Here is a 26,874-nt window from a genome sequence, read left to right as displayed (position 1 = left end):
CGAAGGAGCGCAAGACAGGGTCATCAGACGAGGTCCGAAGACCGGCCCGGCGCCCGCGCCGGACCCGATGTGGCGCCCGGCACACCGCTCTCGCGGCGAAAAACGACTTAGAAAATCGGAAACCGGTTTCAAGAGGGGCTGTCGATTTTTTTCGTCTCGATCGATCGTCGGCCGCCGGACCGTCTCCTTTCGCGCTCGCGAAAGCCGGCTGCCGGGAGGCCCGACGCGGGGCCCAGAACGCTCCCCGCGGCCACGACGGAAGCAAAATGGAGATAGGATGCTCGATCTGCGCAAGCCCATGGTCGGCCCTGATGCATTTTGACTGGCGACGCATGACGAGGCACCGGCCCGCACACAGCAAGCTGCGATCTCGAGCGCGCCGGGCCGGTCAGGCAGCAGACGCGATGACGAGCATCCTGCTCGCCGCCTTGACGGCGTGTGCTGCGCAAGCCGGCGACATTTCCATCGCGCCCTCGCGCATGAAGGCGGTCGGCACGGTCGACGCGCGCTTCCAGTCCTACAATGTCGAGATGGTGGAGGTGACGGGCGGACGATTCTGGAAACCTTACGCGCAAGGCCGCATGCAGCGCGATCGCTACAGCAACAGGCCTCCGATCGACCTCGCCAATCCTCGCCTGCGCAAGCTCGCCGCAGCGCTGTCGCCGGCCTACATCCGCATCAGCGGCACTTGGGCGAACGCAACCTATGTTGCGGACACGGAGAGCGCGCCGGCCGCTCCGCCTGCCGGCTTCAACACGGCGCTCAGCCGCGCGCAATGGCGCGGTGTCGTCGACTTCGCCCGCGCCGCCAATGCGGAGATCGTGACATCCTTTGCGATCAGCCCCGGCAGCCGCGACGCAAATGGCGCGTGGAAGCCGGACCAGGCGCAGCGCCTAGTCGATGCCACCCGCTCATTCGGCGGCCACATCGCCGCCGCCGAGTTCATGAACGAGCCGACGCTTGCAGCGAACAACGGCGCGCCGCCCGGATATGACGCGGAGGCTTACGGCCGTGACTTCAGGATCTTTCACGCGTGGATCCGGCGTTCTTCTCCGGAGACATTGATCCTCGGCCCGGCCTCGACCGGCGACTCGGCAGCTCCGGGCGCCACCAGCATCCGCACGCGCGATCTGCTCGCGGCGTCGGGACCGGGTCTCGATCGCTTCTCCTATCATCACTACGACACGCTCTCGCCCCGCTGTGGGGTGCATGACCATCCGTCGCAGGCCCTGTCGGAAGACTGGCTGGCGCGCGGCGACGTCACACTCTCCATCTACCGAGCGCTGCGCGACGCGTTCGAGCCGGGCAAGCCGATCTGGCTGACGGAAACGGCGGATGCAGCCTGCGGCGGCAATCCCTGGGATGCGACCTTCCTCGATACATTCCGCTACCTTGATCAGCTCGGCCGTCTTGCGAAATCCGGCGTGCAGGTGGTGATGCACAACACGCTGGCGGCCAGCGATTACGGACTGCTCGACGAGCGGTCGTTTCGTCCGCGGCCGAACTATTGGGCCGCTCTGCTGTGGCGACGCCTCATGGGCACGACCGTGCTCGAGGCGGGAACCGCCTCGATGCCAGGCCTTCACATCTACGCGCATTGTCATCCTGCGAGAAAGAGCGCCGTCTCCCTGCTTCTCATCAGCACGTCGCCGAACGCAACGCGCCGCGTGACGCTGGAAGGCCCTGCCGAGCGCTACGTGTTGCAGGCCGATCGTCTGCAAAGTCCGACCGTCCGGCTGAATGGCGAGCCGCTGGAATTGGGCGCCCATGACGGCCTGCCTCGCCTTGCGGCGCACACCGTGCCGGCCGGCCTGCTCCGGATACCGCCGGCGAGCATCACCTTTCTGGTGATGCCGGACGCCGCAGCCTGTCGCTGACGCAAGCCGCTATTTCAGGCCGTCGCGCGCAGTCTCCGGCGCCAGCAAAGTCGCGATGATGGTGATGATCGACAGCGCGATGATGTAGAGCGACACCGGCCAGTAGGTCCCGGCCCAGGCCAACAGCGCGGCCGCGATCAGCGGCGAGAAGCCGCCGCTCAAGGCGGCTGCGACATTTGCGCCCAGCGAGGCGCCGCTGTAGCGCACCTGGGTGCGGAACAGCTCCGGCATGAACGCGGCCTTCGGCCCGAACAGCAGCGCATGCGTCAGCGTCATCGTGACGACCAGCGCCAACGTGATCCGCACCGGCTCTCTGGTATCGAGAAACCAGAATAGCGGGAACGCCAGCGCCACCGAGAAGACGCCGCCCGCCAGATAGAGCGCCTTGCGGCCAAAGACGTCGGAAAGCCAGCCGGCGAGCGGCAGGGTCACGAGTTCGACGAGTGCGGCATAGACCACCGCATCCAGGATCACCTGACGCGGCAACCCGAGCTTGGTCGTGGCATAGACCACGATGAAGACGGTGAGGAGATATGCGAGCCCGACTTCCGAGACCGTGATGCCGATCGCGAGCAGAAAGCTGCGCCAGTCGCGGATCAAAATATCCCAGACCGGCTGCGCCAAGACTTCCTTGCGCTCGACCACGGCCTTGAAGTGCGGCGTCTCGGCGAGCCTCATGCGCACGATGAAGCCGACGCCGACCAGCACAATGCTGATCCAGAACGGTACGCGCCAGCCCCAACTCAGGAAGTCCGCCTCAGGCAATTGCGTCATCAGCCCGAAGATGCCGGTCGAAGCGGCAACGCCGACGGGAAAGCCAATCTGCACCAGGCTGCCGTAGAAGCCGCGCCTGACGCCGGCATGCTCCACCACCATAACCACCGCGCCGCTCCATTCGCCGCCGAGACCGATGCCCTGGACGAAGCGCAGGATCACCAGCAGGATCGGCGCCCACGCGCCGATCTGGCCGTAGGTGGGCAGGCAGCCGATCAGGAAGGTGCCGAGCCCCATCGCGATCATGGTCGCGACCAGCATGGTCTTGCGGCCGAGCCGGTCGCCATAATGCCCGATGATCGCGCCGCCGATCGGCCGCGCCACGAAGCCGACCGCATAGGTCGAGAACGCCGCCAGCGTGCCGACAAAGGGATCGAAGCTCGGGAAGAACAGCTTGTTGAGCACGAGCGCGGCGGCGGTGCCGTAGATCAGGAAGTCGTACCACTCGATCGCGGTGCCGAGCGCACTCGCCCACACCACATGCGCCGTCGTCGACCTCTCCGCTGCAGCGGAGACCCCCGTTGCTGCAGTCATTGCCATCCGCCCCTTATTTCAGTGGGCATCATGGCTAATCGCGGTGACGGTTGCAACTTATCCGCGTACCGTCTCCGCCGAGCTCACAATGCGGGATTTTCGCACCGCCACTCTCCACACCCGTCATTGCAAGGAGCTCTTGCGACGAAGCAATCCAGATGTCCCCGCGGACACATTCTGGATTGCTTCGCTTCGCTCGCAATGACGTGCTGCGGCGGTTGCGCGCACGCCCCCCCCCCCCCGGATGTCGCCTGGCCGTCGCCTGGTCCATCCGCGCCCATATTCGTTATTGACAAATCTATTCGCTAATATCTAACTTGGTCTCCAGAATAACCGGCCGCGCTCGAGCGGCCCAAAGACGAGGGAACGACGATGAGAGGGCTTTTGGCCGCCGCCATGCTCGCGGCCATGACGTCTGCTGCCATGACCACGGCCGCCACCGCGCAAGTCTCCGACGACGTGGTGCGGATCGGCGTGCTGACGGATCTGTCGAGCTGGGGCCGCGACAATTCCGGGCCGGGCTCGGTCGAGGCCGCCAAGATGGCGGTGGAGGAATTCGGGCCGACCGTGCTCGGCAAGCCGATCGAGATCGTCAGCGCCGACCATCAGATGAAGACCGATGTCGGCGTGAACATCGTGCGCGGGTGGTTCGACAACGGCAAGGTCGACGCGGTCGTTGACATCCCCAATTCCGGTATCGCGATCGCCGTGCACAACATGGTGCGCGAGCGCAACAAGATCGCCCTGCTCTCCGGTCCCGGCGCAAGCTCGCTGACCGACGAGCTGTGCAGCCCGAACACCGTGCACTTCACCTACGACACCTACGCATTATCCAAGGTGACGGCTTCCGCCGTGATCAAGGAAGGCGGAAAGTCCTGGTACTTCATCACGGCTGACTACGCCTTCGGCCAGCAGCTGGAGAAGGACGCCACGCGCTTCATCAACGAGATGGGTGGCAAGGTGCTCGGCGGCGTGAAGCATCCGACCAACACCGCAGATTTCTCCTCCTTCGCGCTGCAGGCGCAGAGCTCGAAAGCCGACGTCGTCGCCTTCGCCAATGCCGGGCAGGACACCGACAACGCGATCAAGCAGTCGGGTGAGTTCGGCCTCGTCCAGGGCGGCCAGAAGCTCGTCGGCCTCCTGATGTTCGACACCGACGTGCATGCGATCGGGCTGAAGGCCGCGCAGGGCACCTACATGACGACGGCGTCCTACTGGAACATGGATGAGGCAACCCGCGCCTGGTCGAAGAAATTCTTCGCGCGCACCAACGTGATGCCGACGATGATCCATACCGGCGTCTACGGCTCGGTGCTGCACTATCTCAAGGCCATCAAGGCCGCCGGCACCGACGATCCGGCCAAGGTGATGGCGAAGATGCGCGAGCTGCCGATCGAGGATACATTCGTCCATGGCGGCAAGTTGCGCGAAGACGGCCGCGTCATCCGGGACATGTACCTGGCCAAGGTGAAGTCGCCCGAGCAGTCCAAGGAGCCCTGGGACTATCTGGAGATCATCAAGACGGTGAAAGGCGAGGACGCCTTCCGCCCGGTCTCCGAGTCCAAATGTCCGCTCTTGAAGAAGTGAGGTGAGACATGACCGGCAACGAGCAGAGCGCAGTTGAGACTTACGAGTGCGACGTGCTCGTCGCCGGATCCGGCTGCTCCGGCATGTCGGCGGCGATCACCGCCAGGTATCGCGGCCTAAGCGTGCTGATCGTCGAGAAGAAGCCGCGGTTCGGCGGCACCACCGCCCGCTCCGGCGGCTGGCTGTGGATTCCCGGCACCTCGCTGGCGAAGGCCTATGGCATCCAGGAAACACCGGAGCAGGCCCGCACATATCTGCGGCACGAGGCCGGCAACAATTTTGATGCCGCGCGCGTCGATGCATTTCTGTCCGCCGGCCCCGAGGCCGTCGATTTCTTCACGAGCAAGACGGCGCTCCGCTTCGACATGCCACTGGTGTTTCCCGACTACCATGCGGAGGCACCCGGCGGCGCGCAGGGCGGCCGCTCCATGGTGACGCGTCCGTTCGACGGCCGCGAGCTCGGTGACCTCATCAAATCGCTCGGCATGCCGCTGCCTGAACTCACCGTGTTCGGCATGATGCTGGGTTCAGGCAAGGAGATCATTCACTTCATGCGGGTGACGAAGTCGCTGACCTCGGCGATGTACGTGGCCAAGCGCCTGTCGCGGCATCTGATGGACGTGCTGCGCTACGGTCGCGGCATGACGCTGACCAACGGCAATGCCCTCGCCGGCCGTCTCGCTAAATCCGCCCAGGATCTCAAGATTCCGATGTGGCTGTCCTCTCCGGTGCGCGAGCTCACGGTCGAGAACGGCGCGGTCACCGGTGCGATCGTCTCGCGCGAGGGACGCGAGGTGCGTGTCCGCGCACGACAAGGCGTCGTGCTCGCCTGCGGCGGCTTCCCGCATGATGTCGAGCGGCGCAAGAAGATGTTTCCGCATGCGCCGACCGGCCACGAGCACTTTTCGCCAGGGCCGAGCGGCAACACCGGTGACGGCTTGCGCCTTGCCGAAAGCGCCGGCGGGCATGTCGAGGATCGGCTGCCGAACGCGGCGGCCTGGGTCCCGGTGTCGCTGACCACGCGCAAGGACGGCTCGAAAGGCGTGATGCCGCATTTCATCGACCGCGCCAAACCCGGCGTGATCGCGGTGATGCGCGACGGCAAGCGCTTTGCCAATGAAGGCAATTCCTATCACGACTTCGTCCAGGCCATGGTCAAGGCGGCCAGGCCCGGCGAGGAGATCGCGGCCTATCTCGTCTGCGATCACAAGACGCTGCGCAAATACGGCCTCGGCTGCGTGCCGCCGTTCCCGATGCCGCTCAGGCACCACCTCGATACCGGTTATCTCATGCGCGGCGACACGCTGGAGGCGCTGGCGGCGACAGCCGGGATCGATGCCAAGGCCTTCGTCGAGACCGTCAGGCAGTTCAATGCGATCGCGCCGCTGGGCCACGATGCCGCCTTCGGCAAGGGCACGAAGGCCTATAACCGCTACCAGGGCGACGCGCTGCACGGGCCCAATCCCTGCGTCGCCCCGATCGAGAATGGCCCGTTCTATGCCATCAAGATGGTGATCGGCGATCTCGGCACCTATGCCGGCATCGTCACCGACGAGAACGCCCGCGCGCTCGACGCCGAGGGCCGGGTGATTCCAGGGCTCTATGCCGCCGGCAACGACATGGCGAGCATCATGGGCGGCAATTATCCCGGCGCCGGCATCACGCTTGGGCCGGCGCTGACCTTCGGCTACATTGCCGGCCGTCATCTCGCCGACAGCGCCGCCAGGCGTGACGCGGCGTAAGCATGATCCGGAAAAGTGTGCAGCGGTCTTCCGAAAAGACCATGCTCAAACAAGAGTCCAAGCGCATCGGAGGCGTATGAAGAGAGAAAGCCGCGGCATCCAGTCGATCGAGGTCGGCGGAGAATTGCTCCGCGCACTGGCGAGATGCGGCGAGCCGATGATGCTGCGCGATCTTGCGCGCGAGGCCGGCATGACGCCGGCCAAGGCGCATCCGTATCTCGCCAGCTTCTCCCGCATCGGACTGATTGAGCAGGATGAGACCACCGGCCGCTACGAGATCGGCGCGCTGGCGCTCGAGCTCGGCCTGATCAGCCTGCGCCGTCTCTCGGGCGTGCGCATCGCGCGGCCGAAGATCGCCGCGCTCGCGAGCCAGATCGGGCACGCGGTCTCACTCGCGGTCTGGGGCACACATGGTCCGACCGTGGTGCAGATCGAAGAGCCGGCCCAGCCCGTCCACATCGTGATGCGACCCGGCTCGGTGATGGCCTTGCTGGAGACCGCGACGGGGCGCGCTTTTGCCGCGTTCCTGCCGGAGAAGACGATCAACGCCGCACTCGAAAGCGGGCTCGATCGCCAGGGCGTCGGCTACAATCCAAAGCGCGCCGTGAAAGGCCCAAAGGTTGCCGAGATGCTCACCGAGGTCCGCAAGCACGGCCTCGCCCGCGCGCTCGGCGATCCCCTGCCCGGCGTCAACGCATTCTCCGCACCCGTATTCGACCATGCCGGCCACGTCGCGCTGGTCATCACCGCGATGGGACCGGAAGGCACGTTTGATGCGCGCTGGGACAGCCCGATCGCACACGCGCTGCGCGACTGCGCCGGCGACATTTCGAAGCGGCTGGGTCACGGGATGACGGTTGCGGCGGAGTGAGGCACCGCGCTACTACTTGTCCTTCACCGGCACCGTGTAGTTCAAAATCAGCCTTCCCCCATCCGGATAGATCGTCTGGCCGGTGATGTAGGACGCATCGTCGCTGGCAAGGAACGCCACGACGGAGGCGACCTCGCTCGGCTCGCCGCCGCGGCCCGCCGGCGTCCGCGACATCACGGTCTTGCGCGCATCCTCCGAGGTGTAGATCGACGACGCCACCATGTCGGTCAGGATCGTGCCCGGCCCGACGGCGACGACGCGGATGTTGTGCGGGGCAAGCGCGACGGCGGCGACGGAGGTGAGCTGCTTCATGCCCCCTTTCGACATGGCGTAGGTCGCGAGCGCCGGAATCGCCAGCAGCGCGTTCACCGAGGACATGTTGATGATGACCCCGCCGCCACCTTGCGCGATCATCTGCCGGGCCGCCGCCTGCACGCCGAAGAACGCGCCCTTCAGATTGATACCGATGATCTCGTCGAACTCCGCTTCGGATATCTCGAGGATCTCGCGGTTGCGCGCGACGCCGGCATTGTTGACCATGATGTCGAGGCGGCCGAATTCCTTCACAGCGGTTGCGACGAGCTGATCGACGTCCGCGCGCCTGGCGACATTGCAGACCACAGTGCGCAGCGCGTCCGGCCGCCCGAGTTCGGCGGCGGTTGCCGCAAGGCCCTCGGCATCGACATCCGAGATGACGACCTTGACGCCGTCGTCGAGGAATCGCTTTGCACAGGCCTTGCCGATGCCACGCGCCGCGCCGGTGATGGCTGCGACCTTGCCGTTGAGCTTCATGTGTGCCTCTCCCGAAAACAGGACGCCCTGCCGGACGTCAATTGGCCGCCGTTCGCGCCGCGGCCGGCATGTAGATCTGCGCGTAGCCTTCCTTGATCGCCGACGTGATCCGGTCGAGGCGGCGGTCGATGTGCCTCTCCAGCACCGAAACGCAGGCCTCTTCGTCCCGGCCCTTCAACCCTTCGACGACGGCCCGGTGCTCGGCTTGCGTCTTGGAGCGGTTGATGCTGTCCATGTCGATCCATCGCACGAAGCGGATCCGGGCGTTGACGTTGCGCAGGACGCGCAGCATCTCGGCATTGTCAGACATCGCCATCAGCCGCTCGTGGAAGGTCTCATCCAGCTCGACCAGCTCGATCGATGAACGCCCGCCGGGATCGGGACCGGTGGCTTCGAGGAATTTCAACAGCGCATCGATGTCCTCGTCCCTGGCGCGCGTGACGGCGAGACGGACCGCGGCGACCTCGATCGACTTGCGCAGCTCGTAGAGATCGAAGATCTCGCGCGCGTCGAGCTCGCGGCAGAAGAAACCCTTGCCCGGCGCGAAGCGCAGGAAGCCTTCGGTGTTGAGACGGTTCAGCGCTTCGCGCAGCGGCGTGCGGCTGACGCCGAGCCGTTTTGCCAGCTCGCCCTCGTTGAGCCGTTCGCCCGGCTTGAACTCGTAGCTCACAGCCATCGCCTTGAGCTGTTCATAGACGCGATCGACGATACTGTCGGAAGCCAGTTCCACGTTGGTCATCATCAGCTGCATTCATGCCGAACACAGCCCAACTATACCGGGCCGGCGGGAACGATTGCAATGCAGACGAAAGCGGAGGTTGTGAAGAGCTGCGTCACAGGCGGAATCAGGCGAAGACGCGCGGGCGCAGTCCGGCATGAAACCAGGTGATCATGGAATAGATGTCGTAGACGGGCAGGCCGACCTCGGCCTGGAGCGCCGCCGCATAGGGCGGCATGTTGGTGCATTCCAGCACAATAGCGCCGACATCAGGATTTTTGGCGACGAGCTCCTTGCCGGCCTCGACCACATCGCGCTCGGCCTGCGCGATGTCCATATCCTCCTTCTCGGCCTTGATCAGGACGCGAAAGAATTCCTTGCCGTGCTCGGTGCCGACCAGCGGCGTGTCGAGCGGCACGCCGGCGCCTTCGAGATGGGCCGGCGTCAGGGTCGATCCCGACACGGTGACGAGGCCGACGCGCTTGCCAGGCGGCAAGGTCGCCTGCACCCACGGCACCTGCATCAGCGACGAGGTCGCGACGGGAACGCCGACGGCGGAGGCGATCTCCTTCTGGAACAGCGAGAGGAAGCCGCAATTGGTGGTGATGGCTTCGGCTCCCAGACGCACCAGATCCTTCGCCGCGTCGATGAAATCAGGCAGCAGGCCTGCCGCGCCCTTCAGCACCACCTTCTCCGGCGAGGCGCCGCTCACGACGCGATAGAGCACGGGGAATGGCCAGGTCGTGCCGTTCCCCATGTCGCCGGGGATGCGGGGAAAGCGCGCTTCCAGCATCAGGATGCCGAGCGGCGCGCCGTAGATGGCCTTGCCGCCACGGGCGATGCGGGAAGTCGAGTTGGCTGCGTGGGTCATGGTGCGGTCTCAGAGGAAGCGGTTGGGCGAAAACGGCGCCAGTGGAATTTCCGGCGGCTTGCCGCTCAGGAGCTGCGCGACGAGACGGCCGGTGCGCGCCGAGCCGACCAGGCCGACATGGCCGTGTCCGAAGGCATAAACGATATCGCGCGAGGCGCGCGCATAGCCGATGCAGGGACGTCCGTCCGGCATGCTCGGCCGATGCCCGAACCAGGTCTTGATGCGCGAGGCCGGAATGTCTTTCGGCAGCTTCGGGAACATGCCGAGCAGGTGGTTGCGCAGAATCTCGGCGCGCTTCCAGTTCGGCGCGGCCTCGAGGCCGGCGATCTCGACCGTGCCGGCGGCACGCAGGCCCTTGTCGGTCCAGTTCACCACCATCTTGGCGTCGGAGGCCATCATCGAGCTGCGTGGACCCGTTTCAGGGTTCTCGATCACGACGTGATAGCCGCGCTCGGTCTCGAGCGGCAGGGGATCGCCGACCGACGCGGTGAGCTGCTTCGACCGCGCGCCGGCGGCGACCACCGCGGCATCGCAGGCGATCTCGCCGGTCTCGGTGAGGACGGCGACGAGCTTGTTGCCGGAGAGCTTGAGGCCGGTCGCCTTGGCGCGCACGAGCCTGGCGCCGCTCGCCAGCGCATGCTGGGCCAATGCGGCGACATAGGCGCCGGGATCGCGGCAGCGGCCGGCCTCCTCCACCACCACGCCGAAGGTGTAGCGCGGATGCAGGTCCGGCTCGCGCTGGCGCATCTCGTCGGCGTTCAGCTCCAGCCATGCGACGCCGACTTTCTTGCGCAGGCGCCAGCCGAGATCGTTGTCGAAATTGCCGCGCGACGGGAACACGTGCATCACGCCGTTGCGCTCGATCAGCTCCGGCACGCCCGCCTCCTCGGCGAGCTTGCGATGCAGCAGCGGCGCGTCCTTGAGCAGATCGCGCAGGGCGAAAGCGGTCTTCTCGACCCGCGCCGCGGTCCAGCCCGAGAGCAGGTACCTGACCAACCAGGGCAGCGCCTTCGGCAGATAGGACCAGCGGATCGCGAGCGGGCCGAGCGGGTCCATCAGATAGCCAGGCACCTTCTTCCAGACGCCCGGCTCCGCCGGCGGGATCACCGAATGCGATGACAGCCAGCCGGCATTGCCGTAGCTCGCCGCCTGCTCGCCACCGGGCTCGCCGGCATCGATCAGCGTGACGCGATGGCCCTCGCGCAGCGCCTCGATGGCGCTGATCACGCCGACCGCGCCGGCTCCGATGATGACGACGTGGCGGCCTCCCGACATCGCTTAAGCCTTCACAGCCGGCGTAAAGTCCTTGCCGACCGATATCGCGCGTGGATCGATGATGCAGTGAAGGATCGACGGCTTGCGAGAGGCGAGCGCGCGCTCGAAGGCCGGCGCGAATTCTTCCGTGCGCTCGACACGCTCGCCATGGCCGCCGAACGCCTTCGCATACATCGCGAAGTCAGGGTTCTTGAGCTGGGTGCCGACGACGCGGCCGGGATAGTCGCGCTCCTGGTGCATGCGGATGGTGCCGTATTGCGAATTGTCGACCACGATCACGATCAGCGGCGCGTCATATTGCACGGCGGTCGCGAACTCCTGGCCGTTCATCAGGAAGCAGCCGTCACCGGCAAAGGCGACGACGACACGATCGGGATATTGCCGCTTGGCGAGCACGCCCGCCGGCACGCCATAGCCCATCGAGCCCGAGGTCGGCGCAAGCTGCGAAGCAAAGCTGTGGAAGCGGTGATGGCGATGGATCCAGCCGGCATAATTGCCGGCGCCATTGCAGACGATCGCATCCTTCGGCAGGCGATCGCGCAGCCAGGTCATGACCTGACCATACTGGAACGTGCCCGGCAGCTCGCGCGCCTTGTCGGTCCAGGCGAGGTAATCGGCATGCGCCTTGGCCGCCTCGCCCTTCCAGGCCACCGCGCCCGAAGGCTTCAGCGTCTCCACCGCGGCGGCGAACGCGGCCGGCGTCGCCTGGATCGCGAGCTCAGGCTGATAGATGCGACCAAGCTCTTCCGAGCCCGGATGCACGTGGATCAGCTTCTGCTTCGGCGTCGGGATGTCGAGCAGCGTGTAGGACGAGGACGGCATCTCCGACATGCGGCCGCCGATGAGGAGAATGACATCGGCGTTGTCGATGCGCGCCTTCAGCCCCGGGCTCGGCCCGATGCCGAGATCGCCGGCATAATGCGAATGGTCGGCGTCGATCAGCGAGGCCCGCCGAAACGAGGTCGCGACCGGCAGGTCGAACCGCTCGGCAAAACGTGCGATGCCCTTGGTGGCGTCCTCGGTCCAGCGCGAGCCGCCGAGGATGACCAGCGGCGCCTTGGCGCTCGCAAGCAGCGCACCGACGCGCTCGATATCACCAGGCGCCGGCCAGCTCATCGCCGGCTCGATGCGCATGGCATCCGCTACGGCAGCGGTTTCGGTCAGCATGTTCTCCGGCAGCGCGATCACGACGGGACCCGGACGGCCCTGCATGGCGACGCGGAAGGCGCGCGCGACCAGCTCGGGAATGCGATCGGGGCGATCGATCTCGACGGCCCATTTCGCCATTGAGCCGAACACGGCCTTGTAGTCGAGCTCCTGGAACGCCTCGCGCTCGCGCATGCCGGTGTCGACCTGGCCGACGAACAGGATCATCGGCGTCGAGTCCTGCATCGCGATGTGGACGCCGTGGCTGGCATTGGTGGCGCCGGGGCCGCGGGTGACGAAGCAGACGCCCGGGCGCCCGGTGAGCTTGCCGTAGGCTTCCGCCATCATTGCCGCGCCGCCCTCGGCGCGGCAGATCACCACGTCGATCGGGCTGTCATGCAGCGCGTCGAGCGCCGCCAGATAGCTCTCACCCGGCACGCAGGTGACGCGCTCGACGCCCTGGGCGACGAGCTGATCGATCAGGATCTGGCCCCCGGTGCGGGTGTTTCGGATGGACATGACAGCTCCCTGCAGGCTTTGGCGATGCGCTGAAGGCCTCGCGCGAGTTTGTTCCGAGGTGGCGTAAGACAAGCGGAAATAAGGTGCAAGCCGAAACAGCTGCACAGCTGCCCCGGCATCGTTCTGCACCGCGCGCACGGCGGTTGCCGGTTCGGATGCCCTGAGCAAACCGGGACGCTGATATGCACCGGGCCCACGCAGCGCTTCCGCCGTTGACGCAGACCGACGCCGGTTTAAGTAGGTGAGACAAATAATGCAGGGGTGGCGACGTTCGCTGGGCTGGTTCCCCTTGCCCCATGCAGGACTCATGACGCGCTCGCCTCACGCGACTTCGCCAAGCACGACATCGAAATCAGCTTCAGCGCCGCCTCATCTCGCCATCGTCCTGTTCTCGCTCGCGATGGGCGGATTTGCGATCGGAACGACCGAATTCGCATCGATGAGCCTGCTGCCGTTCTTCGCGGCTGACCTTCATATCGACGAGCCGACCGCCGGACACGCGATCAGCGCCTATGCGCTCGGCGTGGTGCTGGGCGCGCCGCTGATCGCCGTGCTCGGCGCAAAGTTCGCCCGGCGCACGCAGCTGCTGGCGCTGATGGCCGTGTTCGCGCTCGGCAACGCCCTGACCGCGCTGGCCCCCGGCTTTGGCTCGATGGTCGCGGCGCGCTTCCTCTCGGGCCTGCCTCACGGCGCCTATTTCGGCATCGCCGCGCTGGTCGCGGCCTCGCTCGTTCCGCAGCATCGCCGCTCGCAAGCGGTCGGCCAGGTCATGCTGGGCCTCACCGTCGCCACCATCATCGGCGTGCCGCTGGCCAATCTGATCGGCCAGTTGGTCGGCTGGCGCGCGAGCTTTGGCCTCGTATCGCTGCTCGCCTTGCTCACCGTCCTGCTGTGCGCGCTGTTCGCGCCGCGCGACCAGGCCGGAAGGTCGGACCCGCTGCGCGAGCTCGGCGCGCTCAAAAGCCGCCGCGTCTGGACGACGCTCGCGATCAGCGCCATCGGCTTCGGCGGCATGTTCGCGGTCTATACTTATCTCGCGACCACCTTGATCGAGGTCACCAAGGTCAGCACCGAGGTCATCCCGTTTTTCCTCGCCATCTTCGGCATCGGTGCCACGCTCGGCAATCTGTTCGTGCCGCGCTTCGCCGACCGCGCGGTGATGCCGACGGCCGGTGGCATCCTGATCTTTGCCGCCGTGGCGCTGCTGGTCTTTCCGCTCGTCGCCGGCAATCCCTGGCTGCTCGCAATCGATATCTTCGCCATCGGCGCCAGCGTCGCGCTCGGAGCCGTGCTGCAAACGCGGCTGATGGACGTTGCTGGAGATGCACAGGCGCTCGCGGCCGCGCTCAACCATTCGGCGTTCAACACAGCCAATGCGCTGGGCCCCTTCCTCGGCGGCCTCGCCATTCGCGAGGGGCTGGGCTGGACTTCCACCGGTCCCGTCGGGGCCGCCCTGGCAGTCCTTGGCTTTCTGATCTGGATCGTCGCCTATCGCGACACCGGCCCCGCGCCGGTCGCCCACGCCTCGGACAGCGCCGCGCCACGCGAAGCAGCTTCCCCGAAGCGCGCGCCGCCGCTAGCGCCGCGCGAGCGGAGCCGTCCCAGGGATCCGGTCGCCTGACCGATCGGAACAGGCTCAAAACAGAGCGGCGTTGAGGGCCTGTCCGTAGATCATCGCGGCGACGAGCGAGACCAAGAGGCCCGCGCCCGAGAAGATCACGAGGATCTTCAGAGTTTCGATATCGACGTTGGTTCCCGTCGCGCGGGATATTGCCCTTGCCAGTGCAGCAATCATCGCCAGCTCCGAAGCCTCCCGCGTGGTCGCGGGCCTGACTTCATCTAGCCCGGATCGGCGCATCCGGCTGTGAAGCAGATTACAGGTGCGGCTTGGCCGCAGTAATCCCGAGGTGATAGCTGAAGTGCTCAGCTTTTTCGACCGCACGCAGAAGGGTAAGCCGTGAGGCCACGCGGCCTCGCGCTAGACAGACGGCAGTGGCGCCACACACTCGCGGTCATGCCCCGGCTTGACCGGGGCATCCAGTACGCCGCGGCCTATCGAGGACACGCAACCGCCTCGGCGTACTGGATCGCCCGATCAAGTCGGGCGATGACACCGTGAATGGAGCACCAGCAGCGGCGACCGTGAAATTGCCGATCACCGATGCTCGATCGCGCGGATCGCACCGCGCAGCTCCGCGAGGCCGCGCAGGCGGCCGATTGCGGTGTAGCCGGGATTGGTGCGCTTGGTGGCGGCGAGATCGTCGAGCATGCGGTGACCGTGATCGGGGCGGAACACGATTTGCTTGTCGGGCGCCCGCCGCGCGTTCTCCTTCAACAGCGCCTTGAGCACCGCGACCATGTCGACGTCGCCATCGAGATGATCGGATTCGTAGAACGACAGACCGTCGGCCTCGCGCTTGGTGGCGCGCAGATGGGCAAAGGCGATGCGCGGGCCGAACCGTTCGACCATTTCAGGCAGATTGTTCTGAGGCCGCACGCCGAGCGAGCCTGTGCACAGGCAGATGCCGTTCGCCCTGGACGGCACGGCATCGAACAGCGCCTGATAATCATCCGCGGTCGATGCGATGCGCGGCAGGCCGAACAGCGGCCGCGGCGGATCATCCGGATGCAAGGTCAACGACACCCCGAGCTGCTCGGCGACTGGCGTCACGCGCGTGAGAAATTCGGCAAGATGCTGCCGCAGGATCTTTGGCGTGATGTCGCGATAGGTCTCCAGCCGGTCGCGGAATTGCGGGATCGTCATCGGCTCGGTGGTCGAGCCCGGCAGCGCGCTCGCGATGACCATGACGAGATAATCGATGTCGGCCCGGCTCATCTTCTCGAACAGCGCCTTCGCGCGCGCCTGCTGCTCCGGCGAGTAGTCCTGAACGGCAGCGGGCCGCTTGAGAATATGCAGCTCGAACGCCGCAAAGCGGTCCTGGTCGAAGCGCATGGCGCGAGCGCCGTTCGGCAGCTCCCATTCGAGATCGGTGCGGCACCAGTCGACCACGGGCATGAAATTGTAGCAGATGATCTTGATGCCGGCGGCTGCGACAGCCTCCAGGCTCGCGATCCAGGCGTCGATGGACTTGGTGGCCTTGCCGCCGAGCCGCTTGACGTCGTCCGGGATCGGAATCGACTCCACCACCGACCAGGTCAGCTGTGAGCGGCCCGGCTGATCGTTCTCGATAAAATTCTTGCGCTCCTCGACCGCCTTGCGCGTCCAGGCCTCGCCGATCGGCACCTGATGCAACGCCGAGACGATGTCGGTCGCGCCGGCCTGCCTGACATCGTCGAGCGAGACCGGATCATCCGGCCCATACCAGCGCCATCCCTCGAGCATCATTGGCTCTCTCCTAAAGCGTTTTCCAGCGAAGTGGGTACCGGTTCGCGTAAAGAAAACGCGCTAAATCAAGATTCAATTGGCCGTCAGAACCACCTTGACACTCTGCGAGCGGTCGAGTGCCAGACGCAACGCGTCGGGCGCGGTCGAGAGCGGCCGCTCAGCGGTGACCAGCGACAGCACGTCGACGCTGCCGCTCCCGATCAGTTCCACCGCTGTCATGAATTCGAGCCCGAAGCGGAACGAGCCGCGCAGGTCGATCTCCTTGGCCATCACGGCATTCGACGGCGTCGGGATCTGGCCACCCGGCAGATTGCCGATTTGCACCACGACGCCGCCACGCCTGACGATCCCGATCGCGCTGGCAAGACCTGCGGCCGTGCCGGAGACCTCGAACGCGACGTCATAGGAGCGCGACGCCGCCTGCGCCTTCAGGCCTTCGTCGCCGCCCGCAACGTTCTCGACGTGTGAAGCACCGAGCTTGGTCGCGAAGGCGAGCGGCGCCGGCGCGATGTCGGCGACCGTGACGTCGGTCATGCCGGCGCGGTGCGCGGCCAGCATGGTCAGGAGCCCGATCGGACCGGCCCCAAAAATGATTCCGCGCTTACCCTGGATGTTGCCGGCGCGCGCGACCGCGTGCAGGCAGACCGCCAGCGGCTCGGCCAGCGCTGCGGCCTGATAGGAGACGTGATCCGGGATCTTCACGCATTGCGCGGGGACGGCGTCGAAGTAGTTGGCAAAGCCGCCCTGCATGTGCGGCGTCTTCGACGCCGAGCCCATGAAGTAGATGTTCTCGCAGAGGTTCTGCCGGCCCTCACGGCAGGCGGCGCAATGGCCGCACCAGCGCGACGGGTTGACCGCGACGCGGTCGCCGACCTTGAGATTGGCCGCGGAGCCTGCGATCTCCACGACTTCGCCGGAGATCTCGTGACCAAGCACCAGCGGCGACTTCACCACGAAATCCCCGGTCCGGGCGTGGCGGAAGTAATGCATGTCCGAGCCGCAGATGCCTCCGGCGCCGAAGCGGATGCGCACCATGCCCTCAGTGAGCTTGCCGAGCGGATGCTCGACCATACGCAGGTCTTCGGGCCCGAACAGCGTTGCGGCGAGAGAGGTGGAGGTCATTTGGAGAGTCCCATGTATTTCGGCAGCCAGAGGGTCAGTTCAGGAATGTAGGTGATCGCGATCAACGCGAGCAGCAGCGGCACCAGCCAGGGAAGGATAGCGACCGTCGTGCGCTCGATCGAGAGCTTGGCCACGCGGGCAAGCACGAACAGCACCATGCCGAGCGGCGGATGCAACAGGCCGATCATCAGGTTCAGCGTCATGATCAGGCCGAAATGAATGGGATCGATCCCGAGCTTGAGCACGATCGGCAGCAGGATCGGCACCAGGATGGTGATCGCCGCCGTGGTGTCGATGAAGCAGCCGACGAACAGGATCAGGACGTTGGCGAGCGCCAGGAATACCCATTTGTTGTGGGTGATGCTGAGCATCCAGTCCGAGAGCAGCTGGGCGGCCTGTGACACCGTCAGCAGCCAGGCGAAGATCGAGGCGGCCGTGACGATGAACAGCACCGAGGCCGTGGTCTCGATGGTGTCGAACGTCGCCTTCGCCACCGTCTTCAAGGTCATGGTGCGGTAGCGCACGAGGCCGAGGAACAGCGACCAGATCACCGCGGCGACGGCGGCTTCGGTCGGCGTGAACCAGCCGAGCGTCATGCCGCCGATCAGGATCACCGGCGCCATCAGCGCCATCACCGCCGAGAAATCGAAGTACCAGTCGATCGCGAGCAGCGTGCCGAGACCGATGACGACCGCAAGGTTGGTCGACATTCCGGCCAGCGTCATCAGCCAGATCGCGAGCGGGAAAGCGAATACGACGACGATCTCGAGGCCGGCCGAGCCGAGCTGCGGCCAGGAGAACGGCGTATCGCTGCCCCATTTGTTCCGGTGCGCGAAGTAGGTGACGGTCGCCATCATCAGCAGCGTCAAAACGACACCCGGAATGACACCGCCCAGGAACAGCGCACCGATCGAGACGTTCGCCATCATGCCGTAAATGACGAAAGGCAGGGACGGCGGGATGATCGGGCCGAGCGTCGCGGAAGCCGCGGTGACGCCGACCGAGAACTCGGTGGTGTAGCCGTGGTCCTTCATCGCCTTGATCTCGATGGTGCCGAGACCCGCCGCGTCCGCGATCGCAGTGCCTGACATGCCGGAGAAGATCACCGAGCCGATGATATTGACGTGGCCGAGACCGCCGCGCATCCACCCCACAAGCGCGACCGCGAATTTGTAGATGCGCCCGGTCACGCCGGCGATGTTCATGAGATTGCCGGCCAGGATGAAGAACGGCACGGCGAGCAGCGGAAAGCTCTCGACACCCGCAATCATGCGCTGCGCCAGCGTGACATCGGGCGTCACGCCGCTGACCAGGATGTAGAGCAGCGACGACGCGGCCATGGCAATCGCCACGGGGACGCCGAGCAGCATCAGGACGAGAAAACCGCCAAGCAACAACAGCATGGGACTACCCTTCAAAACCGTCGTAGGCGCCGGGACGTTCGAGGATCGAATAGCCCTGCCGCAGATGTTGCAACGCGACCTGCAGCGAACGCGCGAACATCAGCACGAAGCCTGCCAGCACCGCGTAATAGACGTAGTTCTTGGGAAAGTTGATCGTGGTCATGGACTCGTCGCCGATGATCTGGATGTAGACCCAGACCAGCTTGATGGCGTAGCCGAAGAAGACGATGCGGATCAGGTCGATCGCCGTCGACATTGTTCGCGCCACGAGACGCGGAAGATACCGGTAGATCAGGTCGACCTGGATGTGCCGCGACAGCCGCACGCACATCGAGGCGCCGATGAAGACCACGCCGATCAGGCAGTAGGTCGCAATCTCCTCGGTCCAGGCATAGCTGTCGTTGAGCACGTAGCGGGTGAAGAACTGCAGGAAGACGGCGAGCGCCATCACCCAGAAGATCGCCAGCGCCACCCAATCCTCGAAAGCGTAGATGCCGAGATCGATCTTCGGCGTCCCCTCCTCCTCGAAAGTATGGGCGATTTCGTCCCCGGTAATCTGCCGGTGTACCTCGGCGGTCGACATGTCGTTACTCCTCAGAGGCCCTGAACATCATCCCGGGGCCTCGATGGAAGGCCCCGGGATGACCGTCCGTCACTTGATTGCCTGGATCCGCTCCCAGTCGGCCTTGCGATAGCCGAAGGTCTCGAACGGAACGTTCTTGAGAACGGTGTCGCGGAACTCGTTCTTGTCGACCTCGGTCACGGTCAGGCCCTTCTCCTTGAAGAAGGCGACGAGCTTGGCCTCCTTCTGCTTGATCTCCTCGGTCGCCCTGGCCGCAGCCTCCTGCGCGACGTCGGTGAAGATCTTCTTGTCCTCGTCGCTGAGCTTCTTCCAGAGCGCGCCCGCGATCACCGTATTGAGGTGGTCGACGATGTGGCCCGTCAGCACGATGTGCTTCTGCACCTCGTAGAACTTCTTGGCCTCGATCGTGGTCAGCGGATTCTCCTGAGCCTCGACCGTGCCGTTCTGGAGCGCGAGATAGACCTCGGCGAAGGCGATCGGAGCGGTGTTGGCGCCGCAGGCCCGCGGCATCGCGAGGTAAGCCGGCACGTCGGGCACGCGCATCTTCAAGCCTTTCATGTCAGCGCAGGTCTTGATCGGCTTGTTCGACGAGGTCTGGCGCACGCCGTAATAGGTCACTGCGACAATGTGGTGGCCGCTCTTGTCCTCATAGCCCTTGGCGAGCTCCTTGAAGATGTCGCTCTTGGTGTAGGCGAGCAGATGGTCGGCATCGCGGAAGGTGTAGGGATAATAGGTCACGCCGATCGGCGGAAAGCTCTTGGCCGCGAAGCTCGAGCCGGAGATGATGATGTCGACCGAACCGAGGGAGAGGCCCTGGTTGATGTCGGCTTCCTTGCCGAGCTGGGAGGCCGGATAGACGTCAATCTGGTAGCGCCCGTTGGTGCGCTTGCCGATCTCCTGCGCGGCCCAGACCGACGCGGTGTGGAACGGCTCCGACGTTTCGTAGACATGCGCCCATTTCAGCTTGGTCTGTGCCATGCCGGCCCCGGTGCTCGCAAACGTCGCGGCGACCGACATCGCCAGTACCATCGTGATTTTCTTCAACACTGATTATCCTCCACTGATTAAGTCTGCTTCTTGTTCACCCGCCCTGGAATTGAGGCGGGTCGCCCAATCTCATCCGCGTCGTCCATCGCCGCGTTTGGCCGCTTTGTTCGACGGTCGCTTTGGTTTTGCCGGCTGAGCCCCGGATCGCGTGGCCCGCTTCGGCGCCGCCGGCGCCGCCGCGCCGGTTTCGGCGCCGAAGTTCTGCGCAAAGCGCTCCTGCGAATGCGCGAGGTGGTCGCGCATGGCGTCGTGGGCCGCCAGCGGCCGGCGCGCTGCAATGGCGTCGCGCACGGCCCGGTGCTCGTCGAGCGCGGTTCGCCACGTGGTGGGGTTCTCGAAATAATGCGCAAGCTGCGCGAAATAGGGATTGAGTCGCTGGTCGAACAGTTCGCCGACGACGCGGACCAGCACGGCGTTGCCGAGGCACCCGGCGATGGCGATGTGGAAGGCCCGGTCATGGACCATCGAGGCTTCGCCGGGATGGTCGACATTCTCCATCGCGACGAGCGCGGCGTCGATGCGCGCGACATCGTCCTTGGTCGCCACCCGCGCGGCCTGCTCGGCGATGGCGCTTTCCAGGAATTCGCGGGCACGCAGCAGCTCGAACGGCCCTTCGATGACGGCTGATGGAACCGGCTTGGCATCGGCGGGCTCGGTCACATAGATGCCCGAGCCGACCCGAATGCGGACGCGCCCCTCCACCTCGAGCGCGATCAGGGCCTCGCGCACCGTCGGCCGCGATACCTTGAGCTGATCGGCGAGCTCACGCTCGGTCGGCAAGCGACTGCCGACCGCGTACTCGCCGCTGTCGATCAGGCTTCGCAATTGATCGGCGACCTGGCGATAGAGCCGTCTCGCCTCCACAGCTTCCAGCGGCACGCTGGTCCTCCCGAAGAGGGTCTCGCCGGGAAGCTTCCCGCCCGGCGGCCCGCCAATTTTGGAAAATTGGTCTTACCAATTGACCGGAGCATTGACCTGATATGGCCGTCATGTCAAGCAGCGGCCAATCAAAGGGGAGACGTTCATGCGGCTTGAAAGCGCCACTCTCGATCGGCTGGCACCTCGCATCCGCCGTCCGGCCTATGACCGCTCGCGCATCACGCCCGGCATCGTGCATCTCGGCCTCGGCGCGTTTCATCGCGCCCATCAGGCCGTCGTCATCGACGACTGCCTTGCCGCGGGCGCGACATCATGGGGCATCGTCGGCGCCAGCCTGCGCAGCCCCGAGACCCGCGACGCCCTTGCCCCGCAGGATCATCTTTATACGGTTGCGGTGCGCGCCACTGAGGGCACCGGGCACCGCGTCATCGGCGCGCTGCTGGACAGCGTCGTCGCGCGCGAAAAGCCGGCTGCGCTGGTCGAACGGATGGCCGATCCCGGCATTCGCATCGTCTCGCTCACGGTCACCGAGAAGGGCTATTGCCATACACCGCAGACCGGGGATCTCGACGAGCGGCATGCCGACGTCATTCACGATCTCAACAATATAGACGCGCCACGCTCGGCTCCCGGCTTCATCGTGGCCGCACTGGCGCGGCGGCGGGCGCTCGGCATTCAACCTTTCACGGTGCTGTGCTGCGACAACCTCGCCGCCAACGGCCACACCGTGCAGCGGATCGTGACCCAGTTCGCCGCGCTTCGCTCGAAGGATCTCGGCAAGTGGATCACAGACAATGTCGCGTTCCCCTGCACCATGGTCGACCGCATCGTGCCGGAAACCACCGACGCCGACCGCGGCACGGTCGCCGCAGCGCTCGGCCTGCGCGACGCCTGGCCGGTCATGACCGAGCCCTTCACGCAATGGGTGGTCGAGGACCGCTTCTGCGCGGGCCGGCCGGATCTCGCGGCTGCGGGCGTCGAGCTCGTCACCGACGTCAAGCCGTTCGAGCTTATGAAGCTGCGGCTGCTCAACGCCAGCCATTCGGCGCTGGCCTATCTCGGCTATCTCGCCGGCTACGAGACCATCGCCGACACGATGCAGGATCCGCATTTCGCGCGCCTCGGCGCGCGGGTGATGGAAGAGGCCGCCGTGACGCTGACGATGCCTGCAGGCACCGACCTTGCCGCCTATCGCGCCTCGCTTCTCGAACGCTTTTCCAATCCGGCGCTGCATCACCGCACGTGGCAGATCGCAATGGACGGCTCGCAGAAGCTGCCGCAGCGCCTGCTCGGCGCCATACAGGATCGCCTCGCCATGAACCTGCCGATTGCGACGCACGCGCTCGCGGTGGCGGGCTGGATGCGCTACGTGACCGCGCGCGACGAGCAGGACCGCGCCATCGACGTGCGCGATCCCCTCGCCGCCGAGATTGCAGGTCTGGCGCGCGAGGCCGGCCCGGCAGCAGAGCGGCTCGCACCCGCATTGCTCGGCGTCACAAAGGTGTTCGGACCACTCGGTGCCGAACCGCGCCTGCGCGAGGCTGTGACCGCCGCGCTCGGGCGGCTCTACAAGCAAGGTGCGCGGCGCGCAGTGGAGACGCTGGTTTCGGCGTGACCACAAACTGGGCAGCCATGCTGCACTGCGTTCAAAGTCGGCCTGAAGTCGCGCTTGATTTTTGCCTGCCATTGGCCCACCCGAGAGGCATGGCAAAGGACAGCAAGGTCATCGCCGCGAACGCGGCTTTTTACGCCGCCTTTTCAGCGGGCGATTTCGATGAGATGAAGCGGATGTGGGCGGATGACGACGCCATCTCCTGCATTCATCCCGGCTGGCCCGCCATCGTCGGCCATGCCACGGTGATCGGGAGCTGGCGCGACATTCTGCAAAATCCAGAGCGGCCGCAGATCGTCTGCGCCGAGCCGCAGGCCATCGTCGACGGCGACAGCGCCCGCGTGCTCTGCATCGAGATCGTCGACGGCACGGCGCTCGCCGCCGCCAACCATTTTCGCCGCGTCGGCGACGGCTGGCGCATGGTCCACCACCAGTCGAGCCCGATCGCGCAAATTGTCGAGCAGGCCGAGGACGATAGAGCGAGCCACCGGGTGCACTGAGGATGGCCCTCACGCCGGCGTGATCTACTGTGCATGGGGTTGTTTTTCAGTTTTTGATTTGGATGGCGAGTTCCGACAGATCATCCAGCACGAAACGGGCGTCGCGGAAGTCGTCTTCGCGGAAGTACATGCTGCGGGTGATGAGCACCGGAATGCCCGCCCGCGTCGCCGCGACCAGCCCGTTGGCGGAATCCTCGATCGCGACGCAGTCGGGCGGCGCGAGCTTCAGCCGCGCCAGGATCTCCAAATAAACGTCCGGCGCCGGCTTCTTGTGCCTGACATCATCGCCGACAACGGTCGCCTCGAAATCCGCCGCCCACCGCGGCCCCAGCGCCCGCGACAGCAGCGCCTCGATGTTGCCGTGCGAGGTGGTGGTCGCGATCGCCAGTCGCTGGCCGCGCCCCTTTGCGGCCGTGAACAGATCCGCCACACCGGGCCGCAAGCGGCAGCAGCCGGTGTCGACCAGTTCGGCGTAGTGCGCGGTCTTGATGCGGTGAAGCTCGGCGATCTCAGCGTCCGACAGGGACGGCGCGACCCACTGCCTGGTGTGGAAGGCGCGGATGCGTTCCTTGCCGCCGGTCACCCGCAGCAGGTCCCGGTACACCGTCCGGTCCCAATGCCAATCGAGACCGTGACGGGCAAAGGCGTGGTTGAAGGCGCGCCGATGCAGCTCTTCCGTCTCGGCGAGCGTCCCGTCGACATCGAAGATCAGCGCGGCCGCGTTCTGGATCAGCTCTGCCGCGCCCGAAGGCGTGATGGTTGCCGCTTCCGCCTGCATGGTCGGCGCCTCCCTATGATGGCGACCATCGCCTGAGGTGGCGAGTGAGTAAAATCGCAATATCTTTTGCCGGCCCCAAAAATCTCTTATGAGCGAGGATGCGCTGACAGCGCGAACGGGAACTCGGACCAGCACGGAAGACGCATGCGGCTCTTCATCCTCGGCCTCGGCTATAGCGCCCACCATTTCGTTCGCAGGTTCGGCGGCAGCTTCTCGCATATCGCCGGCACGGTGCGCGATCCCACCAAGCGGGACGACCTTCCCGGCCTGGAGCTGCATGGCTTTTCCGGCTACCGTCCTGACGACGCGACGGTCAACCGCATCCGTGATGCCGACGTCCTGCTGGTGTCGATCCCGCCTGATCGCACCGGCGATCCGGCGCTCGCGGCGCTCGGCGACGTGCTGGCGGCCGGTCACCGCAAGGTGGTGTATCTCTCCACCATCGGTGTCTATGGCGATCATGCCGGCGGATGGGTGGACGAGAGCACGCCGCCACAGTCCGCGCTCGATCGCGCACGGATGCGGGTCGCGGCCGAGCAGGCCTGGATGGATACGGCCCAAGGCAATGTCGCGATCCTGCGGCTCGCCGGCATTTACGGCCCCGGACGCAACGCGCTGGTGACGCTGCGCAGCGGCACGGCTCGCCGCATCATCAAGCCCGGGCAGGTCTTCAACCGCATCCATGCCGACGACATCGCAAGCGCAATCATGGCCGCCATCGACCGTCGTGGCGGCGGCACCTGGAACGTCTGCGACGACGAGCCCGCGCCGCCGCAGGACGTGATCGCCTATGCCGCGCAGCTCATGGGCATTGCGCCGCCGGCCGAGGAAGCGTTCGCAACCGCCGAGATGTCGGCGATGGCGCGCAGTTTCTATGCCAGTAGCGCCCGCGTCTCCAACCTGAGGCTGAAGCGCGAGCTGGGCGTCACGCTTGCCTACCCGACCTATCGGCACGGCCTCGATGCGCTGTGGCATGATGGCGAGGCGCAGCTTGCGCCCTAAAGCAAGAAGGGCTGCCGATCGGCCGCGCTTTGCAGTTCTGCGTCAGCTCAACACGCCGTATTTCTTGAACCACGCCTGCGCCTGCTTCCAGCCATCTTCCGCCGCATCCTTGCGATAGCTGCTGCGATAGTCGGCATGGAAGCCGTGCGGCGCCTCCGGATAGATCTTGAACTCCGCCAGTCAGCCCGACGACGTCGGCTGTCACGGTGGTTTCAATGCTCATCGGTCGTTCCTTCCTGATGCCTGCCTGGTGTCTTGCCCTGATCTTTCAGGCGACGCATTCGCCGCCACCCGCCAGCCATAGAGATCCAGCATCTCCGGCGCCATCGTCTTGCTGAGCATGACGCCGACGAGCGCTCCGGTCGTCGCTGCGATCTCCTGGCTCGCCGGCTGCCACACCACGACCAGCGCCCGATGCTCCGGCGGCGCGATCTCGATCAAATAGGCGGTGGTCGGCCCCACCTCGCCGCCAAGCGCAAAGCCTTGCACCATGCGGGCCGCAATCACGATGATCGGCGCCGCAAGCCCAACCGAATTGTAGGACGGCGTGAACGTGATGGTCAGGATCGCCGCCCCCATCAGCGCGAAGCTCAGCAGCATCGCCGGTCGCCGGCCGATCCGGTCGGAATAGATGCCGAGCACGATACCGCCGATCGGACGCGTCACGAAGCCGGCCCCGAACGTCGCCAGCGACAGCATCAGGCTGCCGTACTCGCTGCCGGTCGGAAAGAAGGTATGGCCGATCTGGATGGCGAAGAAGGTGTAGGTGATGAAGTCGTAGAACTCGAGCATATTGCCGACCGTGGCGGCCAGTGCTGGGCGTTTGACGCTGAACGGCTCCGCTTGCTCGATTCCCGACGACACTCTTGGAGTCCCGACCTGCTGATGTGCACGATTTAACCGCGTGACCGCGCTGCGCCGCAACATCCATTAGCCGAACAAATGGGTTATCCCGTCCCTTGCCGCATCTATACCTGCTGCAGCTTGTGTGCAGTTTCGCGCGGTTCGAAACGCCTGACCGCAACAAACAGCCTCGAACGTCCCCATCGACACATGATGTCGCTCAGGCACAGCACAGCGCCCGACAATCGGACGCGAGCCCGCGCCATTTGACTGAAATTTTCAGATCAGTCGAACCGTCATATTTACTCGAACTTTCTTCGCGGCGCTCTAGTTCCACTCCCGAATGTTCCATCTCCAGAACGGAGAAGTGTCTTCCAAGCGCGGCAATTGTCTTCGACAGCTCCACTGTGACCCGCAGCGATCGCGCCCCAAAGGCTCAATTGAATAAAGCTTTATCCGATCTGGCACCGATATGAATTTGGCTCGCGAAGCGATTGAATTACTGGGACAGGTGGCGCAAATCCTCTGGTTCGAAGGCACCAAGCACGGCATGCGCGACCGCGAGTGGATGGCATTGCGTTTCCTCTCGCGTGCCAACCGCTTCTCCAGGACGCCGTCGGCGCTGGCGAGCTATGTCGGCACCACGCGCGGCACCGCCTCATTCATCATCGGCGAGCTCGAGCGGCTCGGCTATCTGGAACGGAAGCGCTCCGCCAAGGACAAGCGCTCGGTGATGCTGAGTGTGACGCTGCAGGGCAAGAAGTTTCTGGCGCGCGATCCTGTGAATGGCCTGGTCGAGGCCATCGCCGTCCTCGAGGAGGACAGCAAGATCCGCCTTCGCGACATCTTGCGACACGTGCTCGACCAGGCGGATGCCGCCGAACAGCGGCACCACACCGACGTCTGCAAGCGATGCATCTTCCTTCGGGAGGATCGCACCAGCTCCGAGAACAAGACGGCCGAGTTCACCTGCCGCCTGTTTCGCGCACCGATCGCGGAGACTGAGGTCGATCTGCTATGCACCAGCTACGAACATCATCGCCAATAGCATTA

The 26,874-nt window shown here is 65.4% G+C and carries 23 protein-coding genes and 2 pseudogenes; 9 read left to right on the top strand and 16 right to left on the bottom strand.

The annotated features are described in order from the left end of the window. The first annotated feature begins 404 nt into the window (after positions 1-404). Complete coding sequence (locus XH88_RS15285; protein ID WP_271669130.1) at positions 405-1,877, top strand: hypothetical protein; 1,473 nt, start codon at positions 405-407, stop codon at positions 1,875-1,877. 9 nt (positions 1,878-1,886) lie between these two features. Here XH88_RS15285 and XH88_RS15280 read toward each other — a convergent pair whose 3' ends face one another. Beyond that, positions 1,887-3,185 carry an MFS transporter gene (locus tag XH88_RS15280; protein WP_271669129.1) on the bottom strand — a complete coding sequence of 433 codons (1,299 nt, stop codon included), beginning with the start codon at positions 3,183-3,185 and terminating at the stop codon, positions 1,887-1,889. A 372-nt stretch (positions 3,186-3,557) separates the two neighbouring features. Between XH88_RS15280 and XH88_RS15275 the strand changes: the two genes are divergently transcribed. The 3 genes from XH88_RS15275 to XH88_RS15265 all read left to right on the top strand — a co-directional run bounded on the left by XH88_RS15275 (position 3,558) and on the right by XH88_RS15265 (position 7,385). Next, complete coding sequence (locus XH88_RS15275; protein ID WP_271669128.1) at positions 3,558-4,772, top strand: ABC transporter substrate-binding protein; 1,215 nt, start codon at positions 3,558-3,560, stop codon at positions 4,770-4,772. 8 nt (positions 4,773-4,780) lie between these two features. Then, positions 4,781-6,514 (top strand): FAD-dependent oxidoreductase, encoded by a 1,734-nt coding sequence (locus XH88_RS15270; protein ID WP_271669127.1) that lies wholly within the window; start codon positions 4,781-4,783, stop codon positions 6,512-6,514. 76 nt (positions 6,515-6,590) lie between these two features. After that, entirely contained in the window at positions 6,591-7,385 is a 795-nt protein-coding gene (locus XH88_RS15265; RefSeq protein ID WP_271669126.1) for an IclR family transcriptional regulator, read from the top strand. A gap of 12 nt (positions 7,386-7,397) precedes the next feature. On the opposite strand, the gene XH88_RS15260 is transcribed toward XH88_RS15265, so the two are convergent. From XH88_RS15260 to XH88_RS15240, 5 genes are all read right to left on the bottom strand, one after another. Next, a complete protein-coding gene (locus XH88_RS15260) occupies positions 7,398-8,177 on the bottom strand; it encodes an SDR family NAD(P)-dependent oxidoreductase (protein WP_271669125.1) in 780 nt (259 codons plus the stop codon). Positions 8,178-8,214: 37 nt separating this feature from the next. Further along, on the bottom strand, positions 8,215-8,919 hold the full coding sequence (locus tag XH88_RS15255) for a GntR family transcriptional regulator (protein ID WP_271669124.1): 705 nt from the start codon (positions 8,917-8,919) through the stop codon (positions 8,215-8,217). 103 nt (positions 8,920-9,022) lie between these two features. Then, positions 9,023-9,766: an aspartate/glutamate racemase family protein gene (locus XH88_RS15250; RefSeq protein WP_271669123.1), complete on the bottom strand. Its 744-nt coding sequence runs from the start codon at positions 9,764-9,766 to the stop codon at positions 9,023-9,025. Between the two features lie 9 nt (positions 9,767-9,775). Further along, positions 9,776-11,041 carry an NAD(P)/FAD-dependent oxidoreductase gene (locus XH88_RS15245; RefSeq protein WP_271669122.1) on the bottom strand — a complete coding sequence of 422 codons (1,266 nt, stop codon included), beginning with the start codon at positions 11,039-11,041 and terminating at the stop codon, positions 9,776-9,778. A gap of 3 nt (positions 11,042-11,044) precedes the next feature. After that, complete coding sequence (locus tag XH88_RS15240) at positions 11,045-12,706, bottom strand: thiamine pyrophosphate-binding protein (RefSeq protein ID WP_271669121.1); 1,662 nt, start codon at positions 12,704-12,706, stop codon at positions 11,045-11,047. Positions 12,707-13,013: 307 nt separating this feature from the next. Here XH88_RS15240 and XH88_RS15235 point away from each other — a divergent pair, with 307 nt between their 5' ends. Next, entirely contained in the window at positions 13,014-14,327 is a 1,314-nt protein-coding gene (locus XH88_RS15235) for an MFS transporter (protein ID WP_271669120.1), read from the top strand. 15 nt (positions 14,328-14,342) lie between these two features. Here the strand turns inward: XH88_RS15235 and XH88_RS15230 are convergent, their stop codons facing one another. From XH88_RS15230 to XH88_RS15200, 7 genes are all read right to left on the bottom strand, one after another. Then, complete coding sequence (locus XH88_RS15230) at positions 14,343-14,501, bottom strand: hypothetical protein (RefSeq protein ID WP_164934211.1); 159 nt, start codon at positions 14,499-14,501, stop codon at positions 14,343-14,345. A gap of 360 nt (positions 14,502-14,861) precedes the next feature. After that, positions 14,862-16,052: a mannonate dehydratase gene (gene uxuA / locus XH88_RS15225; RefSeq protein ID WP_271669119.1), complete on the bottom strand. Its 1,191-nt coding sequence runs from the start codon at positions 16,050-16,052 to the stop codon at positions 14,862-14,864. A gap of 72 nt (positions 16,053-16,124) precedes the next feature. Next, on the bottom strand, positions 16,125-17,174 hold the full coding sequence (locus XH88_RS15220; RefSeq protein ID WP_271669118.1) for an L-idonate 5-dehydrogenase: 1,050 nt from the start codon (positions 17,172-17,174) through the stop codon (positions 16,125-16,127). Beyond that, a complete protein-coding gene (locus XH88_RS15215) occupies positions 17,171-18,577 on the bottom strand; it encodes a TRAP transporter large permease (protein ID WP_271669117.1) in 1,407 nt (468 codons plus the stop codon). Before XH88_RS15215 ends, XH88_RS15220 begins: the two co-directional genes overlap by 4 nt. 4 nt (positions 18,578-18,581) lie before the next feature. Continuing rightward, on the bottom strand, positions 18,582-19,160 hold the full coding sequence (locus XH88_RS15210) for a TRAP transporter small permease (protein ID WP_271669116.1): 579 nt from the start codon (positions 19,158-19,160) through the stop codon (positions 18,582-18,584). Between the two features lie 69 nt (positions 19,161-19,229). Beyond that, positions 19,230-20,189 (bottom strand): sialic acid TRAP transporter substrate-binding protein SiaP, encoded by a 960-nt coding sequence (locus XH88_RS15205; protein WP_271670355.1) that lies wholly within the window; start codon positions 20,187-20,189, stop codon positions 19,230-19,232. Between the two features lie 87 nt (positions 20,190-20,276). Next, positions 20,277-21,086, bottom strand: coding sequence for a FadR/GntR family transcriptional regulator (locus XH88_RS15200; RefSeq protein ID WP_271669115.1), 810 nt, complete (start codon positions 21,084-21,086; stop codon positions 20,277-20,279). A gap of 145 nt (positions 21,087-21,231) precedes the next feature. Between XH88_RS15200 and XH88_RS15195 the strand changes: the two genes are divergently transcribed. After that, positions 21,232-22,701, top strand: coding sequence for a mannitol dehydrogenase family protein (locus XH88_RS15195; protein WP_271669114.1), 1,470 nt, complete (start codon positions 21,232-21,234; stop codon positions 22,699-22,701). Between the two features lie 89 nt (positions 22,702-22,790). Further along, positions 22,791-23,198, top strand: a complete 408-nt coding sequence (locus XH88_RS15190; protein ID WP_271669113.1) for a nuclear transport factor 2 family protein — start codon at positions 22,791-22,793, stop codon at positions 23,196-23,198. A gap of 46 nt (positions 23,199-23,244) precedes the next feature. Here the strand turns inward: XH88_RS15190 and XH88_RS15185 are convergent, their stop codons facing one another. Further along, positions 23,245-23,976: an HAD family hydrolase gene (locus XH88_RS15185; protein ID WP_271669112.1), complete on the bottom strand. Its 732-nt coding sequence runs from the start codon at positions 23,974-23,976 to the stop codon at positions 23,245-23,247. A 144-nt stretch (positions 23,977-24,120) separates the two neighbouring features. On the opposite strand from XH88_RS15185, the gene XH88_RS15180 reads away from it, so the two are divergent. Beyond that, positions 24,121-24,978, top strand: a complete 858-nt coding sequence (locus XH88_RS15180; RefSeq protein WP_271669111.1) for an SDR family oxidoreductase — start codon at positions 24,121-24,123, stop codon at positions 24,976-24,978. A 42-nt stretch (positions 24,979-25,020) separates the two neighbouring features. On the opposite strand, the pseudogene XH88_RS15175 reads toward XH88_RS15180, so the two are convergent. Both XH88_RS15175 and XH88_RS15170 read right to left on the bottom strand, forming a co-directional pair. After that, a pseudogene (locus tag XH88_RS15175) lies at positions 25,021-25,155 on the bottom strand (dienelactone hydrolase family protein); the annotation flags it as partial. Positions 25,156-25,263: 108 nt separating this feature from the next. After that, a pseudogene (locus XH88_RS15170) lies at positions 25,264-25,842 on the bottom strand (MFS transporter); the annotation flags it as partial. A gap of 451 nt (positions 25,843-26,293) precedes the next feature. Between XH88_RS15170 and XH88_RS15165 the strand changes: the two are divergent. Continuing rightward, positions 26,294-26,869, top strand: coding sequence for a MarR family winged helix-turn-helix transcriptional regulator (locus XH88_RS15165; protein ID WP_271669110.1), 576 nt, complete (start codon positions 26,294-26,296; stop codon positions 26,867-26,869). Positions 26,870-26,874 lie beyond the last annotated feature (5 nt).

The sequence above is a fragment of the Bradyrhizobium sp. CCBAU 51627 genome (assembly GCF_028128765.1).
In the GTDB taxonomy this organism is placed as follows: domain Bacteria; phylum Pseudomonadota; class Alphaproteobacteria; order Rhizobiales; family Xanthobacteraceae; genus Bradyrhizobium.
Note: the sequence above shows the minus strand (reverse complement) of the source record. Positions and strands in the feature narration are given on the sequence as shown.

Coding starts and splice junctions, on each gene's coding strand:
- XH88_RS15165 (WP_271669110.1), top strand. CDS start 26,294: ATGAATTTGGCTCGCGAAGCGATTGAATTACTGGGACAGGTGGCGCAA.
- XH88_RS15180 (WP_271669111.1), top strand. CDS start 24,121: ATGCGGCTCTTCATCCTCGGCCTCGGCTATAGCGCCCACCATTTCGTT.
- XH88_RS15250 (WP_271669123.1), bottom strand. CDS start 9,766: ATGACCCACGCAGCCAACTCGACTTCCCGCATCGCCCGTGGCGGCAAG.
- XH88_RS15270 (WP_271669127.1), top strand. CDS start 4,781: ATGACCGGCAACGAGCAGAGCGCAGTTGAGACTTACGAGTGCGACGTG.
- XH88_RS15230 (WP_164934211.1), bottom strand. CDS start 14,501: ATGATTGCTGCACTGGCAAGGGCAATATCCCGCGCGACGGGAACCAAC.
- XH88_RS15265 (WP_271669126.1), top strand. CDS start 6,591: ATGAAGAGAGAAAGCCGCGGCATCCAGTCGATCGAGGTCGGCGGAGAA.
- XH88_RS15185 (WP_271669112.1), bottom strand. CDS start 23,976: ATGCAGGCGGAAGCGGCAACCATCACGCCTTCGGGCGCGGCAGAGCTG.
- XH88_RS15190 (WP_271669113.1), top strand. CDS start 22,791: ATGGCAAAGGACAGCAAGGTCATCGCCGCGAACGCGGCTTTTTACGCC.
- XH88_RS15260 (WP_271669125.1), bottom strand. CDS start 8,177: ATGAAGCTCAACGGCAAGGTCGCAGCCATCACCGGCGCGGCGCGTGGC.
- XH88_RS15220 (WP_271669118.1), bottom strand. CDS start 17,174: ATGACCTCCACCTCTCTCGCCGCAACGCTGTTCGGGCCCGAAGACCTG.
- XH88_RS15210 (WP_271669116.1), bottom strand. CDS start 19,160: ATGTCGACCGCCGAGGTACACCGGCAGATTACCGGGGACGAAATCGCC.
- XH88_RS15195 (WP_271669114.1), top strand. CDS start 21,232: ATGCGGCTTGAAAGCGCCACTCTCGATCGGCTGGCACCTCGCATCCGC.
- XH88_RS15215 (WP_271669117.1), bottom strand. CDS start 18,577: ATGCTGTTGTTGCTTGGCGGTTTTCTCGTCCTGATGCTGCTCGGCGTC.
- XH88_RS15275 (WP_271669128.1), top strand. CDS start 3,558: ATGAGAGGGCTTTTGGCCGCCGCCATGCTCGCGGCCATGACGTCTGCT.
- XH88_RS15255 (WP_271669124.1), bottom strand. CDS start 8,919: ATGATGACCAACGTGGAACTGGCTTCCGACAGTATCGTCGATCGCGTC.
- XH88_RS15240 (WP_271669121.1), bottom strand. CDS start 12,706: ATGTCCATCCGAAACACCCGCACCGGGGGCCAGATCCTGATCGATCAG.
- XH88_RS15205 (WP_271670355.1), bottom strand. CDS start 20,189: ATGGTACTGGCGATGTCGGTCGCCGCGACGTTTGCGAGCACCGGGGCC.
- XH88_RS15280 (WP_271669129.1), bottom strand. CDS start 3,185: ATGACTGCAGCAACGGGGGTCTCCGCTGCAGCGGAGAGGTCGACGACG.
- uxuA (WP_271669119.1), bottom strand. CDS start 16,052: ATGATGCTCGAGGGATGGCGCTGGTATGGGCCGGATGATCCGGTCTCG.
- XH88_RS15245 (WP_271669122.1), bottom strand. CDS start 11,041: ATGTCGGGAGGCCGCCACGTCGTCATCATCGGAGCCGGCGCGGTCGGC.
- XH88_RS15285 (WP_271669130.1), top strand. CDS start 405: ATGACGAGCATCCTGCTCGCCGCCTTGACGGCGTGTGCTGCGCAAGCC.
- XH88_RS15235 (WP_271669120.1), top strand. CDS start 13,014: ATGACGCGCTCGCCTCACGCGACTTCGCCAAGCACGACATCGAAATCA.